We start from the raw sequence: 14,680 nt of genomic DNA, 5'->3' as shown, positions 1-14,680 counted from the left end.
ACCTTTTATGCGATTCCATCACTCAATCGCGAGGCTGAAGGCTCTCCAATGGTTCGATCAGTTCCACCCACCTTTGCAGCGTAGAGATCGTTTGCAGAATCTCCGCAGTCGCATCGAGGGCTATCTCCGGCAGACTCCCCTGGCTCGTTGAGACCGACAGCCCTGCGCCGTTGATCACGGCGTGAGCCATGCCGTGCAGCCGCAGCAGGATGTCCCGAAGGCCATCCTGCCCTCGCGCACGCCCAACAATCCTGTCCAACTCCTCGACCGCGCTCAGAAGCGCTGTGGTGTCGTAGCTGCTTTGCGCACGCGTCAGCGCAGCCCGGTCCAGCCGGCCGTAGGCCGTGACGATGGTGGCGTCTGGATCGCTCATGTCCCTGCTCCTTTCTGCCCGGGGCGCTGCGCCTCTGCGGCAGCAGCTCGCGCGCGCTTGGCCGCCTCCCGAAACTGCGACTCCTTGACCCAGGGCTCTGGTGGCCGCTTCAGGTCGAGGTGGTAGTTGCCGAAACGCTTGATGCCCGAGGTCATGTACGGACTCAGGTATTCGACATCGGCCGCAGACACCGGCTCCCCGTCGGCGTACATCTCCTGCAGCACTCGCATCATGTCCACCGTGTTCTGCAGGATCACCGACGACGCCACCAGGTCGATGAAGCGCACCCGCTTCTGCTGCTCGTTGGGATCGTTCTCGTTGATCACGTCGCCCCCAAAGTCCAGCCACTTCGTGAATGCGTGGTACGACTCGATCTTGTTCGTCGTGGCACTGACTTCCTGGCGCATCTCCTTGCTGGAGATCCAGCGCAACAGATAGACGGTGCGCAGCACGCGGCCGAGTTCGCGAGCCGCGGCAAAGAGCCGGTTGTGCCGCCCTTCCTGGCTGAGCTTGCGCAGCAGCATCGGCGAGGCGATCCGTCCGGCCTGGATCGAGATGGACACCTGCATCAGATCTCGCCAGTGGTCGCGGATCAACTTCCAGTCCACCACGTCGCTGAACAGGCGGTCGATATGGCGATAGCGCGTGCCCTTCTCGGGTCGATAGAAGCGCAGGTCCTTCCAGTTCCGGATGCGAGGCATCAACTGAATGCCGGCCAAGTGCGTGAAGGCGAAGACCGTTTCCGACTGACCATGGGTGTCCGAATACACCGTGTCAGCCTGCACGCTCAGGCCCGCCTTCATCAGACCCTCGATGACATAGACCGCTTCGAGCACCCCTGGTGGTATGAAATGACGGAACACCGCGATGTAGTTGTCAGCCACATGCCGATAAGCCACCGCCCCCATGCGCCGGTACCGGAAATGCATGCCTACCAGCAGGTTCTGGTCGTAGAAATCGTACTGCGTGCCATCGGCCGCCACCTTCTTGCCCTCGCCCCATAGCTTGGGCAACTCGAGCCGCAGGTACAGCTCGGTCAGATCCCGGCAGGCGTTGTCCAACTGGTCCAGGCTCATGTGCCGCTGGTTGGCATAGGACAGCTGATGCGGTGTCACCCCATTGGACAGGTGGCGCGCGGCCTGGTTGGGCCCGAGGTTGCAGCCCATCGCGAACACGGTCAGCAAGTAGCGCTCGCGTGCGTTGCGAAGTTTGGGATCGTCGCCTGACTGCGGACCAAAATTCCGCGTAAATCCGGTCCAGTGCTCAATGTTGGCCAGAACATCCAGCAGGTTGCGCGGCACCGTGCGATTTTCGATAGCGGCGTGCAAAGCGATGGCTGACGCTGGCACTTCGCGCGCAACGACACGCCGCAAGGTCGGCTCGCCGGTGCTGCCGATCACCACGTCTCCTGCATGCTGCGGGAACTCTTCATCGACTTTTTCGGCTGTCTCGGTGAGCAGCTGCTTGAGACCGTCGACGAAGTCACCCGCGGTGGCTGGTATGCCGATCCGGTCGCAGTAAGTCGGCAGAAGCGCTTCGCACTCCTTCCAGGGCAATAGCTGCGCGCGATAGTCGGCAAAGGATTCCGAGCCTTCGATGCACACATCGCCGGAGCGCAGATCGCCGCTCAGATAACTGAACACGCACACCTCCAGGTAGCGCCGGTTCGTCGGGGGGCCCAAGCCATGCGAACGGCGCACCAGCTTGCGCCAGCGCTCAGAGGCGAACGACAGCGTCAGGTCGTCTGAGATCCACTCGACCTTGCGGTGTTCGTTGGCCAGCACGACCTCCAGGGCATCGAGCAGATTGCGGTCCTGGGTGGCCGCCTCGAACTGCAGCGCCTTCGCCATCCGGAACATCGCCGCGCGCCAGCTGCTGAAGGCCTTCCAGATCAACGGCAGGTGGTTGCCGCCGCTCCACACGCGAATTGCCTCGCAGTCCGTCCTCAGTTGCTCCAGGTTGCCGTGCGGAGCGAGCAGATCGCGCACGCGCTGCCCGGTGCTCGCGTCGTCCAGGTTTTCGGCGAGGATCTCCAGCACCTGCTCCAGCGTGGCCACCAGTTCCTCGCTCAGTTCGCGCTGGCGCGCCTGGATCACCTGCAGCTCCTCCTTGGCGGTTTTGTGAATGGCTCCGATGCGGCGAATGAACATTTCGGCCACGTCGTCACGCGCCCTCACGCGCATCTGACGGACCAAGGCCAGGATTAGCGTGTAGCGCTTGGCTGGCAGCAGATCCTTCATGTCGCCCGCATCGAGCGCGGATGCCATGTCGGCCATGTGCTTGAGCTTGGTCGCCGGCACGCCGTCGAGCAGCGTGTCGCTGTCGGGCAAGGACTCCAACCAGGTCATCTGGTCCAGCAGGAGGTCGAGGTGCTTGCGCGAGGCTTTTTTCGCAGACTTCTTGATCTGGTTGTACAGCGTGCGTCGGGCTGGAAGTTCGGCCATCAGCAGCCGATCAAGCCAGTTTCGCTGGGCCAGGGTCAGGCGTTGGGTGATCCGCTTGTGCAAGGCAGCCTCGGCGGTCGAATGCGCCTGCTCGGCTATTTCGTCGAGTGTTCGAAACACCGGCAGCTCGTAGCCCAGTCGCACCAACTCCTCGATCGTGATGTTGATGATGTCCGCACGGGTCTCCACGATGCCGGCGGCGTCTTGGGCGATCCGGCTCGTCAGCTTCCTTGTCTCTTCATCGGTGTAGGGCTTGACACCGAGCAGTTCGCGTATCGCCTTGTGGTGGCGATACAGCGTGGCCAGGGACGCGAACTCGATCTTCTCGGTCGGCGCCATGCCCAGGGTGGCGGAAACATGCTCGACCAACTCGACAGGAATGACTTCGAGCGCCGGAAAGTGACGCAGGAACTCGAAGCATTTGAGCAGCACGAGCAAGGCCAGACGACGTTCCTGCGTTCGCGAATGTTGCTGCGCCCATTCGATTTCCTCCGGCCTGGGCGTGAACGACGCCTGTAGATCCTTGAGCGTCAGCGTTCGAGGAAATCGAGGGTAAGCCGTACGTTCTATGCTCGCCATGGCACAAAGCTCCCGCTGGTCAGGGTCGATCTGGACACGCAGCGTAGCCGATCAAAGACCACTCGCCCGGCGAAAGGTAGGCACTTCCAGCAGGCTGGCCAAAAGCACGGTCGGATGAACGAAAATGGTAGTCGTTCTTATTTGAGGTTGATTGAAGAATGAAGCGCTTGCTATTGATTCTGTGGGTTGGGCTGTGTTTCATGGGCTCTGCCACCGCGCAGACCCCTCCTGCTGGAGCCGACGAAGGACCGCGTCAGCTATGGCAACTCCTGGACTATGTTGCCGTGGACTACGGTGGTGCGGTCGACAAGGGCGCCATCGTCAGGGAATCGGAATATGCGGAAATGCGCGATTTCACTGCCAATGCGGTGACCCAGGCGCGCGGCCTTCCTGCGCATGCCTCCAAGGACGCGGTAGTCACTGCTGCCACCAAACTGCAGGAGGCTGTCTCCAGCAAGGCAGATGGCGCAGAGGTCGCGCGCCTGGCGCATGAAGCGGAGGCGCTGCTGGTGGCCGCCTATCCCATTCCCGTGGCACCGAAGGCCTTGCCTGACCTCAAGCGAGGCGCAGCGCTCTTCCAAGCCCAGTGCGCATCCTGTCACGGCACCGCGGGCGCAGGCGACGGACCACTCGCAGCCAAACTGGAGCCACCGCCGATCGCTTTCACGGACCGGGAACGTGCTCGCTCGCGAAGCCTCATGGCGCTCTATCAAGTCGTCTCCCAGGGCGTTACCGGCACGGCGATGCCGAGTTTTGCTGCGCTGTCCGATGAGGACCGATGGGCGCTCGCGTTCTTTGCCGGCACACTTTCTCATGACGCCGGCATGCGCGAACGTGGCGAGCAGCTGTGGAAACATGATGCCGCTGCCCGCAAGGAGTTCGCCGACCTGGCCGCGGTGACCACGGGCACCGAGGCTGCAGCGGCCGGCCGCATCGGATCCGAAGCGGCCCGTGATCTGACGGCCTTCGTGCGCAGCCGACCCGAGGTGGCATCGGCAGCCGGCAACGCCGGCGGGCTGACCCTGTCCCGCACGCGCTTGGGTGAGAGCCTGGCCGCAATTCGCAAGGGCGACAAGCCTGCGGCAACCCGACTGGCGCTCTCTGCCTATCTTGATGGCTTCGAGCCGCTGGAGCCGTCCCTGGGTGCGCGCAACAAGGCACTCCTGACCGAGGTGGAGAGCGGCATGCTGGCCTATCGCTCGGCCATCAACAACGGCACGCTGGCCCAAGCCGAGGCCGCGGCTCAAAAGCTGGACTACCTCTTTGCCGAGGTAGAAAAGGAACTGGGCGGCGAATCGGCGGACCCGCTCACCACCTTCCTGGGCTCGCTGACCATCTTGCTGAGAGAAGGCCTCGAGGCCCTGCTGATCGTTGTGGGCATGGTGGCTTTCCTGAAGAAAGCCAATCGACCAGACGTCCTGCGCTACGTGCATGGCGGCTGGATCGTGGCCCTGGCCGCCGGCGGGCTGACCTGGGCCGTGGCAACCTATTTCGTGAACATCAGCGGGGCAAGCCGGGAGGTGACCGAAGGACTTTCGTCCCTCTTTGCCGCGCTCGTTCTGCTGAGCGTGGGCTTGTGGATGCACCAGAAGAGCGCCGCCGGCCGCTGGCAGGCCTACCTCAAGGAAAAGCTCTCCTCGGCCATGTCAAAGCGCTCGGCTTGGGCCCTGTTTGGCCTGTCGTTCATCGCGGTTTACCGCGAGGTATTCGAAACCGTGCTCTTCTACTCTGCGCTGTCGGCAGACGGCAACGGCAATGCCCTGCTGGGTGGGTTCGGCTTGGGCGTGGGCCTGCTGGCGGTCCTTGCCTGGGTGATGCTGCGCACAAGCGCCCGGATGCCGATCGGCAAGTTCTTCAGCATCAGTTCGATCCTGGTCGCTGTGCTCGCCGTTGTCCTGGCGGGCAAAGGCGTGGCGGGACTGCAGGAGGCTGGCTGGCTGGGGGCCAGCCCCATCATGGCGCCGCGGATCGAATTGCTGGGCATGTACCCGTCGGCCGAGACCGTGGTGGCGCAGATCATTGTTCTGCTGATCGCTGTTTCGGGTTTCGCGTTGAATGCATACAGAGGCCGGCGGTTGCAGCCGGCATGACCTCCGGGAGGCACAGGGCGACGGCTGACCTCATGCGCTGGCGTTGCGCCGAGCCGTTTGCGATGCCTCGCGCAGGATTTCCCGGCCGCCGTTCGCAGCGATCCCGGCCACGATGACGCCCAGCACCAGGTCCGGGATGTTCGATCCGAGCCACATGACCAGCACGCCGGACAGCACAACCGCGCCATTGACGATGGAGTCGTTGCTCGTGAAGATCGCGGACGCCTTGAAGTTCACATCCTCCCCGCGATGGCGACGCAGCAGCCTCAGGCACACCAGGTTCAAAGCCGCGTTCGCCGCGGCCATGGCCATCATGGCTGGGCCGACAGGTTCCTCCCCGCCAGCGAAGCGGCGCAGGACCTCCACCAGCAGCAGCACGGCCAGGCCGATGAGCAAGAAGCCCGACAGCCGCGCGGCCCTCACCTTGACCATTGCCGCCCGGCCGACGGCGTACAGGCTGACCGCATAGACCGACGCGTCGGCGAGATTGTCCAGCCCGGCACCCATCAACGCCGTCGAAGCAGCCCACAGGCCAATGCCGATTCCCGCGGCGGACTGGGCCAGGTTGATCAGCAACACGGACCGCAGAATCTTGCGGTCTGCCGCGTTGCTCGCATCGAGGCCGCCGAGCTCGTCATCTTTGTCATTCTTGTCGTTTTCAGGCATGCGTTGTTCCTTCCACGTCGCAGGATCCTGAAGCCTGCAGCGGCTGGAGAGTCAAGCGCAGATGCACGCAAGTTGTGATGGCGCCGACACCAGGCGAGGCCTGCCGCGTCCGTTCTCAGAACTGCTTGACTCTATATCAGCTAGAGGGTTTCCAATTCCAGCCAGACCCTTCTGAGGACAGAAAGATGAGTACGACAAAACGCCCCTTCCTGGACACTGTGATTCGGTATGGCAGCTACCCGCTGATCCTTCGCCACCGCCGTGGTGCTCTTCGGTGGGCTCGCGGCCGGCTGGCCGTATTTCCCGACAGTGCCGCTCACGGTGGCTGCCGCGCTCGCTTGCGTCGCCCTGCTGGAGCGGCGGCAGCCCTTTCATTCGGCCTGGGGTCGCGACCACCGCGACAGCAAGTGCGACGCCATCCACGCAGCGGTCAACCTCCTTGTTCTCCTCGCCGTGCACGGCGTGGTGGCGGCCTTGGCGCCGCTGTGGTCGGCCGGGACATGGTGGCCGGACCGGTGGCCGCTTTGGGCGCAAGCTCTTACCGTCGGTGCGGTGCTCGATCTGAGCCTCTACGGCGTCCATTGGCTGAGTCACCGGGCGGCCTGGCTCTGGCGGTTCCACGCGATCCACCACAGCTCCGAGCGCCTGTATTGGCTCAACGGGGAGCGCCGGCATCCCTTGCATGCCGGGATGATGGCCGCACCCGGCTTGCTCGCGGTGGTCCTGATGGGAGCACCGGCACAGGCCATCGGCGCATGGCTCGGCTTGTTGGCCGTGCACCTGGCCTTCCAGCACTCGAACCTGGACTACCGGGTCGGGCCGCTGCGATTCGTGATCGGAGCGGCTGAAGTCCACCGCTGGCATCACAAGCGAGAGTATGAAGACGCCCAGGTCAACTACGGCGAGTTCTGGATGCTCTGGGACCACTTGTTCGGCACTTTCCGGCTGCCAAAGCACACGCTCGGCGCCAACGAAGTGGGACTCAAGGAGGCGGATTTTCCGATGGAGTACGGCCCGCAGCTGGTCTATCCCTTCCGCCGCCGGCCGGCGGCGGCAGACGTTTCTGCAGATGACCATGGGCTTGCCCGCGCCGCCTTCCTGCGCGAGACGGGCATTGCCGCTTCTCGCGAGGCCGCCAGCGATCTGCGCGCCGCGTGGCGTGCCCATGAATTGGGCCATATCGTGGCGCAGCCTTACCTTGGCCTGCACCTGCGCAGCCACGCCGCGATGCTCGGGCTGGCTTGGAGAACCCGCAACGTTGCGGAGGTAGCGGCGCAGCTCGCCCGGCTCGCGCTGGCTCCTGTCGGCCACGCCCTCGGCCGTACACCGCCTCAGAACGCCGGCACCGGGCGCTTTGGCGTGATGGAGCACGGCGCATGGCCGCCGGAACTGGACCCGAACACCTTCCAGCGGCGATGACACCCTCGAGCTTCAGGCATGCTCGGCCAAGCTGTTGAGAACGCCGCACTCGCGCGAGGTTCGGGCGGTATCGCAGGAGCGCCGCAAATCCATCAACTCGCGCTCCAACTCGCGCAATTCCTTCATCTTGGTCCGTACCTGGGCGATATGAGAGTCAACCAGCGCATTCACCTCGCCGCAGTCCCGCTCAGGCCGATCCCGGAAGCTCAGCAGTTGACGGATCTCCTCCAGCGTCATGTCCTTGGCCCGGCAGTGGCGGATGAACAGCAGGCGCTGAAGGTGCGCATCGTCGTACAGCCTGAAGTTGCCCTGGCTGCGCGCAGGCTCAGGCAGCAAGCCTTCGGACTCGTAGAAGCGCACGGTCTGCACTGGGCAGTCCGCCTTTTTGCCCAGTTCACCGATCCGCATCATGGTTGTTCCTCCGGAAAAGCTTGACTCTATACCTACTAGAGGTTGTTCAATGACGGAATGTAGGCAAATCCCTGCCAATGGAAGCTTCTATGAACAAAGAATCCCCCAACACATGCGGCTGCTCCGGCGGCAGTGGTCAACAGACGGGCTGCGCCAGTGATCAGGCCCGCACCGAGACCACGGTTTTCCACGTGAGCAACATGGATTGCCGCAACGAGGAAGCACTGGTGCGGCGAACCCTGGAGGGCATGCCCGGCATCGAGCGGCTGCTGTTCGACCTTCCGCAACGCCAACTGATCGTTTCGCACCGTGAGGTCTCGGCGGATGCCCTGGCGCAGGCGCTGAACTCGGTGGGCATGAAGGCCCAGGCCGTCGGGGAAGCCGCTGTGCTGACGACCTACCGCATCGAGAACATGGACTGCCCAAGCGAGGAGAAACTCATTCGTTCGCACCTCGGGGCCGTGGAGGGGGTCCAGGACCTGGACTTCGATTTGGCCGAGCGCACCCTGTCGGTGAAACACCTCGCCCAGGCGCGTGCGCAGATGGAGCAGGTCCTGGCCTCGATCGGCATGCGTGCCAGCGAGCAGACCGCCAGCCAAACAGGGCCCACTGCCGCTGCGGCCGCGGTTGAACCCACGGCTTTGCAAGACCAGCCGGTGCCCCCGGTTTCCACTGCGCCAGCCGGGGAGCGCGTGACGTACCGGATCGAGAACATGGATTGCCCGACGGAAGAAGCGCTGATCCGCGGCCGGCTAGGCAAGGAGCCAGGCGTGACCGCGCTGGACTTCAACCTGATGCAACGCGTGCTGGGCGTCCACCACACCCTGGCCTCCACGGCGCCGATCGAGAAGGCGCTGGCTTCCATCGGGATGCGCGCCTCGCGGCAGGACCTCCAGGCGGTCACCACCGTGCTGCGCATTGACAAGATGGACTGCCCGACGGAAGAAAGCCTGATTCGCGGCAAGCTGCAAGGCATGCCGGGCGTGCAGGGCATGGATTTCAACCTGATGCAACGCACGCTCACTGTCCGGCACACGCCTGACGCGATCAAGCCCGCAGTCAAGGCCATCGAGTCGCTGGGCATGGAAACGCAGGTGCAGACAACGGATGAACCGCACGCTCCCCAGGCGCCCGCACCGAAGACCAACTGGTGGCCCATGGCGGTTTCGGGCGTTGCGGCGGTGGCCGCCGAGGGCGTGTACTGGGTCAACGACGGCAACCACTGGGCCGTGATCGTGCTGGCCCTGGTCTCGATCTTCACTGGCGGCCTCAGCACCTACAAGAAGGGCTGGATCGCGCTGAAAAACCGCAACCTGAACATGAATGCCCTGATGTCCATCGCGGTCACGGGCGGCATGGCGATCGGCCACTGGCCCGAGGCGGCCATGGTCATGTTCCTCTTTGCGTTGGCCGAGGTGATCGAGGCGAAGTCGCTGGACCGTGCCCGCAATGCCATTCGCGGGCTGATGGACTTGGCACCCGAGACCGCGACCGTGCGGCAGGCCGACGGCTCATGGACGGAACAGCCGGCCAAGGAGGTCGCCAAGGGCGGCGTGGTTCGCGTGCGACCAGGCGAGCGCATCGCACTGGACGGCGTGATCACGGCGGGTCAATCCGCCATCAACCAGGCGCCCATCACCGGCGAGAGCCTGCCCGTCGAGAAGGCCGAAGGTGACCAGGTCTTCGCCGGAACCATCAACGAGACCGGCTCTTTCGAGTACAAGGTGACCGCAGGCGCCAGCGATTCAACACTCGCGCGCATCATTCATGCCGTGGAGTCCGCGCAGGGCAGCCGCGCGCCCACGCAGCGCTTCGTCGACCAGTTCGCCCGCGTTTACACCCCGGCCGTGTTCGCGGTGGCCGTGCTGGTCGCGGTCGTTCCACCGCTGGCCTTCGGCGGCGCATGGTTCGACTGGGTCTACAAGGCGCTCGTGCTGCTGGTGATCGCCTGCCCCTGCGCCCTGGTCATCTCCACGCCAGTCACCATTGTCAGCGGCCTGGCCGCCGCCGCCCGACGCGGCATCCTGATCAAAGGGGGCGTCTATCTGGAGGGCGGTCGCAAGCTCAAGGCACTCGCATTGGACAAGACCGGCACGCTCACGCACGGCAAGCCCGAGCAGACCGACTACGTGCCCCTGATCGGTGATGCGCAGGAGGTTGCCGCCTGGGCGGCAAGTCTTGCCGCGCGCTCGGACCATCCCGTGTCCCAGGCCATCGCCCGCAAGGCGAAGCGGGACGGCATCGCACTGCTCGAGGTCGGCGACTTCGCGGCATTGCCGGGACGCGGCGTGCGCGGGCGCATCGCCGGCCGTCTGCTGCACATGGGGAATCACAGGCTCGCGAAGGAGTTGGGACTGAGCGAAGAGGCGCTTCAGTCCCTGCTCGAAGCGCTGGAGCGCCAAGGCAAGACCGCGATCCTGCTGATGGACGATACGACCGTGCTCGGCATCTTTGCCGTGGCCGACACGGTCAAGGAAACCAGCCGTGCGGCGGTGGCCGACCTGCAGGCGCTGGGCGTGCGCACGCTGATGCTGACCGGCGACAACCAGCACACGGCGGCTGCGATCGCCGCCCAGGTCGGGATCTCGGAAGCCCGCGGCGACCAGTTGCCCGAGGACAAGCTCAAGACCATCGAGAGTCTTGTTGGCGGCGAGGGCCAGGTGGGGATGGTGGGCGACGGCATCAACGATTCGCCCGCGCTCGCACGTGCCGACATCGGCTTCGCCATGGGCGCGGCCGGCACCGACACGGCCATCGAAACAGCCGACGTCGCCCTCATGGACGACGACCTGCGCAAGATCCCCGTCTTCATCCGGCTGTCGCGCAGCACCGCGGCGATCCTCACGCAGAACATCGTTCTGGCCCTGGGCATCAAGGCGGTGTTCCTTGCGTTGACGTTCACCGGGCATGCCACCATGTGGATGGCCGTGTTCGCCGACATGGGGGCGAGCTTGCTGGTGGTTTTCAATGGTCTGAGGCTACTCAAGACCCAGAAGGCCTGATCCCCCAGTGCACGCAACGTTGACCTCTGCTGCGTGGCTCAAGCAATGGCTCTACGACTGGGGCGGAGCGAACCTGGACCTGTTCATGTTTTTGAATCAGGCCGTCCCCGATCAGCTGCTATGGCTGCCTGAAGCTTTGAGCTGGGTCGGTAGCTATTGGGGTGCTCCGGCGATCGCCGCAGTCCTTCTAGTCTGGCGCCGAAGCCACGCGCCAGATGCAGCCCGTTCTGCGAACCTGGCCCTGCGAAGGTTTGTCTTTGGCCTGGTGCTCACGATGTCATCGGCAGCCCTATTAAAAACGGCATTTGCATTCCCGCGCCCCGCAGTGGTCTTGGGTGAAGGCTTTTTTCGAGTCGTAGGGATGCCGGACAGTCGCTATTCGTTTCCAAGCGGTCATGCCGCCTACGTGGCGGTTCTGGCTGCGGCGATCTGGCCAGTTCTGGGCTGGCCCGGTCGAATCGGCCTTCTGGCCTTCGCTATCGCTGTAGGTTGGTCGCGCATTGCGCTTGGCGCGCACTTCCCAGCGGATGTCGTTGCCAGCTTCGTCTTGGGCTGGGCATGCGTCGAGATCTCGGCCGCCCTGATCTGGCTCCTTGTGCCTCGCTCGAGAGCGACTCGGTGACCGCGGGATTGTGGCGCCCCGATCGATCGATGCACAAGGACATCGAGTGGGTCGTTCGGCAACTCTTGAACAAGCGGCCCAGCGTGATTGGCCTGCACGAATAAAGAAGAATTGATGCACTACACGTATTCAACCCACTGGTACTACCTTGCATTTGTAGTGTTTGCTGGCGACCAAGCCGTCAAGAGCTACATTGACATGACGACGCCGCTAGGTTGGTCCCATGAGGTGACCTCCTTTTTCAACTTGGTCCACGTCCTGAACCCCGGGGCGGCGTTCAGCTTTCTGGCGCACGCCGGTGGATGGCAACGATGGTTTCTACTTGCTGTCGCCGTTGGTGCCGCGATATGGCTGGTTTGGCTACTGGCAAGGCCAGCGCGACGACTTGAGGCCTTGGCGTACAGCCTCATCCTCGGCGGTGCCTTGGGCAATGCCTTCGATCGGGCTATTCGCGGGCAGGTTATCGACTATCTCGACTTCCATCTGCGTCAATGGCACTGGCCAGCGTTCAACGTTGCTGACATGGCGATCGTGGGAGGTGCGATAAGCCTGATCGTCGCGTCGTTGTCCAGACCTGCCGGCCAGCAGTGAATACATGACCGCCGAAGCAAGGCGAAAAAATCTGCGTCCGCGAATCCTGCTTGCACCATGTGGCTTTAAGGAGAGCCTGAGCGTAGCTGAATTGATCGAGAGCATGGCGCGAGGAGTAAGAGCGGCCGCCCCTGACGCCGAGATCCTGTGTGCCCCCATGGCAGACGGTGGCGAAGGTTTTGTTCAGACGCTTGTGGAGCTGACAGGTGGCCGTCTACGTCCAGTGCAAGTGACTGGTCCTGTGGGCCAGCCGCTGGAGGCGCATCTCGGTCTGCTCGGCGGAGTCCATGTTGGAACTGTAGCGATTGAGATCGCGGCGGCTGCAGGTCTACGGCACGTACCTGTGGACCAACGAGATCCCCTCTGGACCACCAGTTACGGTGTAGGTGAGCTGGTGCGCGAAGCCTTGGATTTGGGTGCCCAGCGATTGCTCATCGGTTGCGGCGACAGCGGCGTAAACGATGGCGGCGCCGGTCTTGCCCAAGCGCTAGGCATCAGGCTTTCTGATCGTAGAGGGCGAACCATCGGCCGCGGCTGCAGGGCATTGGACGGCCTCGCTCACATCGACCTCTCCGGGCGCGACCCGCGCCTCAGCAATGTCAGCATCGACGTGGCGGTGAACTGGGACAACGTGCTGCTGGGACGACGCGGAGTTTCGCGAATTTTCGGTCCGCAGAAGGGCGCGTTGCCCAAAGATCTCGCCACATTGGAGATTGGCCTCGGGACTCTGGCAGCAGTTATCCAACGCGATCTCGGGATCGACGTTCGCACCATGCAAGGGGGAGGTGCATCGGGGGGGCTGGGTGCAGGTCTGCACGCATTTCTGGGGGCGCGCCTCTATCCCCGGTTCGCGATTCTTTCGCGCTTCTTGGACTTTGACGCACTCCTCGAGCGCGCCGATCTCGTATTGACCGCGGAAGGAAGCATCGATGGACTCACGCCGCTCGGCAAGCTGCCGGCGGAGGTGGCGCGCCGTGCGAAACAGGCCGGCATTCCGGTCGTCGCGATCGTTGGGTCAGTCGGAGACGGAGCAGACACAGTGCACGAAATCGGCATCGATGCCTACTTCAGTATTGTCGACCGGCCCGGTTCGATGGCCGACGCAATGTCGAGGGCGCCTGAATTGGTAGCAAGAGCTACAGAGCAAGTCGTTCGCTTAGCGCTTCTTGACTGCCAATCGACGCGCAAGCGGAAGCGAAAATAGTGCGAGGAGTGTCCCAGAAGTCACGAGGCGCATGTGATCACGGCGAACGCCAACCGACCCGATGCCCTGCCGCCGTCGCATCGTGACGGGCATCGTCCTCGGTGTGCAAATAGATGCTGGTCGTGCTGATGTTGGCGTGACCCAGGTTGTCGCGGACAACTTTCAGGTCGACCTTTTCGCTCAGGTGGCTTCCAGCGGTGTGGCGAATCCAGTGCGTCGACGCCTGCTCGAGATGGGCTGCTGCGGCACCAAAGTCGGAACCACGCCGCCGCAGCGCGGCCGCGGCAGCCTGCATCACCCCCTTGACGAGCTCGTGAATGGCGCTTCGTGCCATAGGCTTGACCGGGGCGATCAGCGTCATCACCAATGGCATGTCTTCGCCCTCCAGTGGAAGCGGGCTCAAAGCGTGAGCCTTGCGGTAGCGCATCAACTCGGTCATCAATTCGCCCGTGGCCGGCACCAGGCGGGTCTTGCTGCCTTTGCCGGTGATTTCGAGCCACCAGCGCTCGCGCCCATCGGCGCCGCGCCGGCTGAAGAATCCGCCCATGCGGGCGTCACAGATCTCGGACACGCGCAGCCCACCGATGTAGAGCAGTGAAAACAGCCATCGGCAGCGCGATGCGTGCAGCCTTTCGCGTTCGCTGCCGACCGGCATTGCTTCGATCGCGGCTTTCACCACGTCCCAGTGTTCCTCGGGCAGAAAGCGGCTCACACGAGGTGCAGCCTGCCGGCGTTTGCGCCGGCTCAGCGCCAACGGATTGCCGGCCAGGTGTCCGGCCTCCACGAGCCACGAAAACATGGCGTTGAGGATCGACAGCGCCTGGCGCAGGCTCGAAGGCCCAAGCGGCCCGGCGAAGGGTCGCCAGCGCGGCGAGTTGCGGCCCGGTTTCTGACCCGGCTCCATGACCCAGCGCTCGGCGGGCTGGGGATCAGCGAGGAAACGCTGGTAGAGCAGCAGATCCTCGTGCGTGAGGTCTGAAAGGGCTGCGCCACGCTGCAGCACGCACCACAGCAGTAGGCGTTCAGCTTCCTTGCGATAGCTGGCAAGCGTGGCGGGTGAATCGGTATAGCGGGCCAGCCAGGCCAGCACAGCCGAGCGGTCGTCGACTGCGGCCAACTGCGATCGCGAGGTAGCGCGATTTCGGCCCTTGCGACCGTCCAGGTGGGCCGGCACCATCATCTGATCCAGGCTGACGAGGGCATTCATGCGGAGCTACGCGCAAAGGGAGAACATCGCCAAGTCTATGGACATTAGAAGACTTATGTCCATAGACTGAGA

General features: G+C 63.8%; 11 protein-coding genes. 6 read left to right on the top strand and 5 right to left on the bottom strand.

Translation table 11 applies throughout. The features are described from left to right. Positions 1–22: 22 nt before the first annotated feature. Positions 23–373 carry a Tn3 family transposase post-transcriptional regulator TnpC gene (tnpC, locus tag AXYL_RS32825; protein WP_011255218.1) on the bottom strand — a complete coding sequence of 117 codons (351 nt, stop codon included), beginning with the start codon at positions 371–373 and terminating at the stop codon, positions 23–25. Beyond that, the gene (locus tag AXYL_RS32820) at positions 370–3,396 is read right to left on the bottom strand and encodes a Tn3 family transposase (RefSeq protein WP_013397113.1); all 3,027 of its coding nucleotides are present in this window, start codon (positions 3,394–3,396) and stop codon (positions 370–372) included. Before AXYL_RS32820 ends, tnpC begins: the two co-directional genes overlap by 4 nt. Positions 3,397–3,554: 158 nt before the next feature. Between AXYL_RS32820 and AXYL_RS32815 the strand changes: the two genes are divergently transcribed. Then, entirely contained in the window at positions 3,555–5,486 is a 1,932-nt protein-coding gene (locus AXYL_RS32815) for a cytochrome c/FTR1 family iron permease (protein WP_013397112.1), read from the top strand. 30 nt (positions 5,487–5,516) lie between these two features. Here AXYL_RS32815 and AXYL_RS32810 read toward each other — a convergent pair whose 3' ends face one another. Then, complete coding sequence (locus AXYL_RS32810) at positions 5,517–6,152, bottom strand: cation transporter (RefSeq protein WP_011255215.1); 636 nt, start codon at positions 6,150–6,152, stop codon at positions 5,517–5,519. Positions 6,153–6,413: 261 nt separating this feature from the next. Between AXYL_RS32810 and AXYL_RS32805 the strand changes: the two genes are divergently transcribed. After that, on the top strand, positions 6,414–7,571 hold the full coding sequence (locus tag AXYL_RS32805; protein WP_013397111.1) for a sterol desaturase family protein: 1,158 nt from the start codon (positions 6,414–6,416) through the stop codon (positions 7,569–7,571). A gap of 12 nt (positions 7,572–7,583) precedes the next feature. On the opposite strand, the gene cadR is transcribed toward AXYL_RS32805, so the two are convergent. Further along, positions 7,584–7,982 carry a Cd(II)/Pb(II)-responsive transcriptional regulator gene (gene cadR, locus AXYL_RS32800; protein ID WP_011255213.1) on the bottom strand — a complete coding sequence of 133 codons (399 nt, stop codon included), beginning with the start codon at positions 7,980–7,982 and terminating at the stop codon, positions 7,584–7,586. Positions 7,983–8,071: 89 nt separating this feature from the next. Here cadR and AXYL_RS32795 point away from each other — a divergent pair, with 89 nt between their 5' ends. The 4 genes from AXYL_RS32795 to AXYL_RS32780 all read left to right on the top strand — a co-directional run bounded on the left by AXYL_RS32795 (position 8,072) and on the right by AXYL_RS32780 (position 13,401). Next, positions 8,072–10,984 carry a heavy metal translocating P-type ATPase gene (locus AXYL_RS32795; RefSeq protein ID WP_013397110.1) on the top strand — a complete coding sequence of 971 codons (2,913 nt, stop codon included), beginning with the start codon at positions 8,072–8,074 and terminating at the stop codon, positions 10,982–10,984. 7 nt (positions 10,985–10,991) lie between these two features. After that, positions 10,992–11,606 carry a phosphatase PAP2 family protein gene (locus tag AXYL_RS32790; protein ID WP_013397109.1) on the top strand — a complete coding sequence of 205 codons (615 nt, stop codon included), beginning with the start codon at positions 10,992–10,994 and terminating at the stop codon, positions 11,604–11,606. Positions 11,607–11,720: 114 nt separating this feature from the next. Next, a complete protein-coding gene (gene lspA / locus AXYL_RS32785; protein WP_013397107.1) occupies positions 11,721–12,197 on the top strand; it encodes a signal peptidase II in 477 nt (158 codons plus the stop codon). A 4-nt stretch (positions 12,198–12,201) separates the two neighbouring features. Then, on the top strand, positions 12,202–13,401 hold the full coding sequence (locus AXYL_RS32780; protein ID WP_013397106.1) for a glycerate kinase: 1,200 nt from the start codon (positions 12,202–12,204) through the stop codon (positions 13,399–13,401). A 37-nt stretch (positions 13,402–13,438) separates the two neighbouring features. On the opposite strand, the gene AXYL_RS32775 is transcribed toward AXYL_RS32780, so the two are convergent. After that, positions 13,439–14,608 carry a tyrosine-type recombinase/integrase gene (locus AXYL_RS32775; protein ID WP_013397105.1) on the bottom strand — a complete coding sequence of 390 codons (1,170 nt, stop codon included), beginning with the start codon at positions 14,606–14,608 and terminating at the stop codon, positions 13,439–13,441. Positions 14,609–14,680: the final 72 nt, after the last annotated feature.

Origin of the sequence: Achromobacter xylosoxidans A8 (genome assembly GCF_000165835.1) — a bacterium.
Lineage (GTDB): Bacteria > Pseudomonadota > Gammaproteobacteria > Burkholderiales > Burkholderiaceae_B > Achromobacter > Achromobacter xylosoxidans_B.
Note: the sequence above shows the minus strand (reverse complement) of the source record. Positions and strands in the feature narration are given on the sequence as shown.

Bases quoted from the DNA above. Each gene is read 5' to 3' on its own strand.
- AXYL_RS32820 (WP_013397113.1), bottom strand. From the start codon at position 3,396: ATGGCGAGCATAGAACGTACGGCTTACCCTCGATTTCCTCGAACGCTG.
- AXYL_RS32780 (WP_013397106.1), top strand. From the start codon at position 12,202: ATGACCGCCGAAGCAAGGCGAAAAAATCTGCGTCCGCGAATCCTGCTT.
- AXYL_RS32810 (WP_011255215.1), bottom strand. From the start codon at position 6,152: ATGCCTGAAAACGACAAGAATGACAAAGATGACGAGCTCGGCGGCCTC.
- lspA (WP_013397107.1), top strand. From the start codon at position 11,721: ATGCACTACACGTATTCAACCCACTGGTACTACCTTGCATTTGTAGTG.
- AXYL_RS32795 (WP_013397110.1), top strand. From the start codon at position 8,072: ATGAACAAAGAATCCCCCAACACATGCGGCTGCTCCGGCGGCAGTGGT.
- AXYL_RS32815 (WP_013397112.1), top strand. From the start codon at position 3,555: ATGAAGCGCTTGCTATTGATTCTGTGGGTTGGGCTGTGTTTCATGGGC.
- cadR (WP_011255213.1), bottom strand. From the start codon at position 7,982: ATGATGCGGATCGGTGAACTGGGCAAAAAGGCGGACTGCCCAGTGCAG.
- tnpC (WP_011255218.1), bottom strand. From the start codon at position 373: ATGAGCGATCCAGACGCCACCATCGTCACGGCCTACGGCCGGCTGGAC.
- AXYL_RS32775 (WP_013397105.1), bottom strand. From the start codon at position 14,608: ATGAATGCCCTCGTCAGCCTGGATCAGATGATGGTGCCGGCCCACCTG.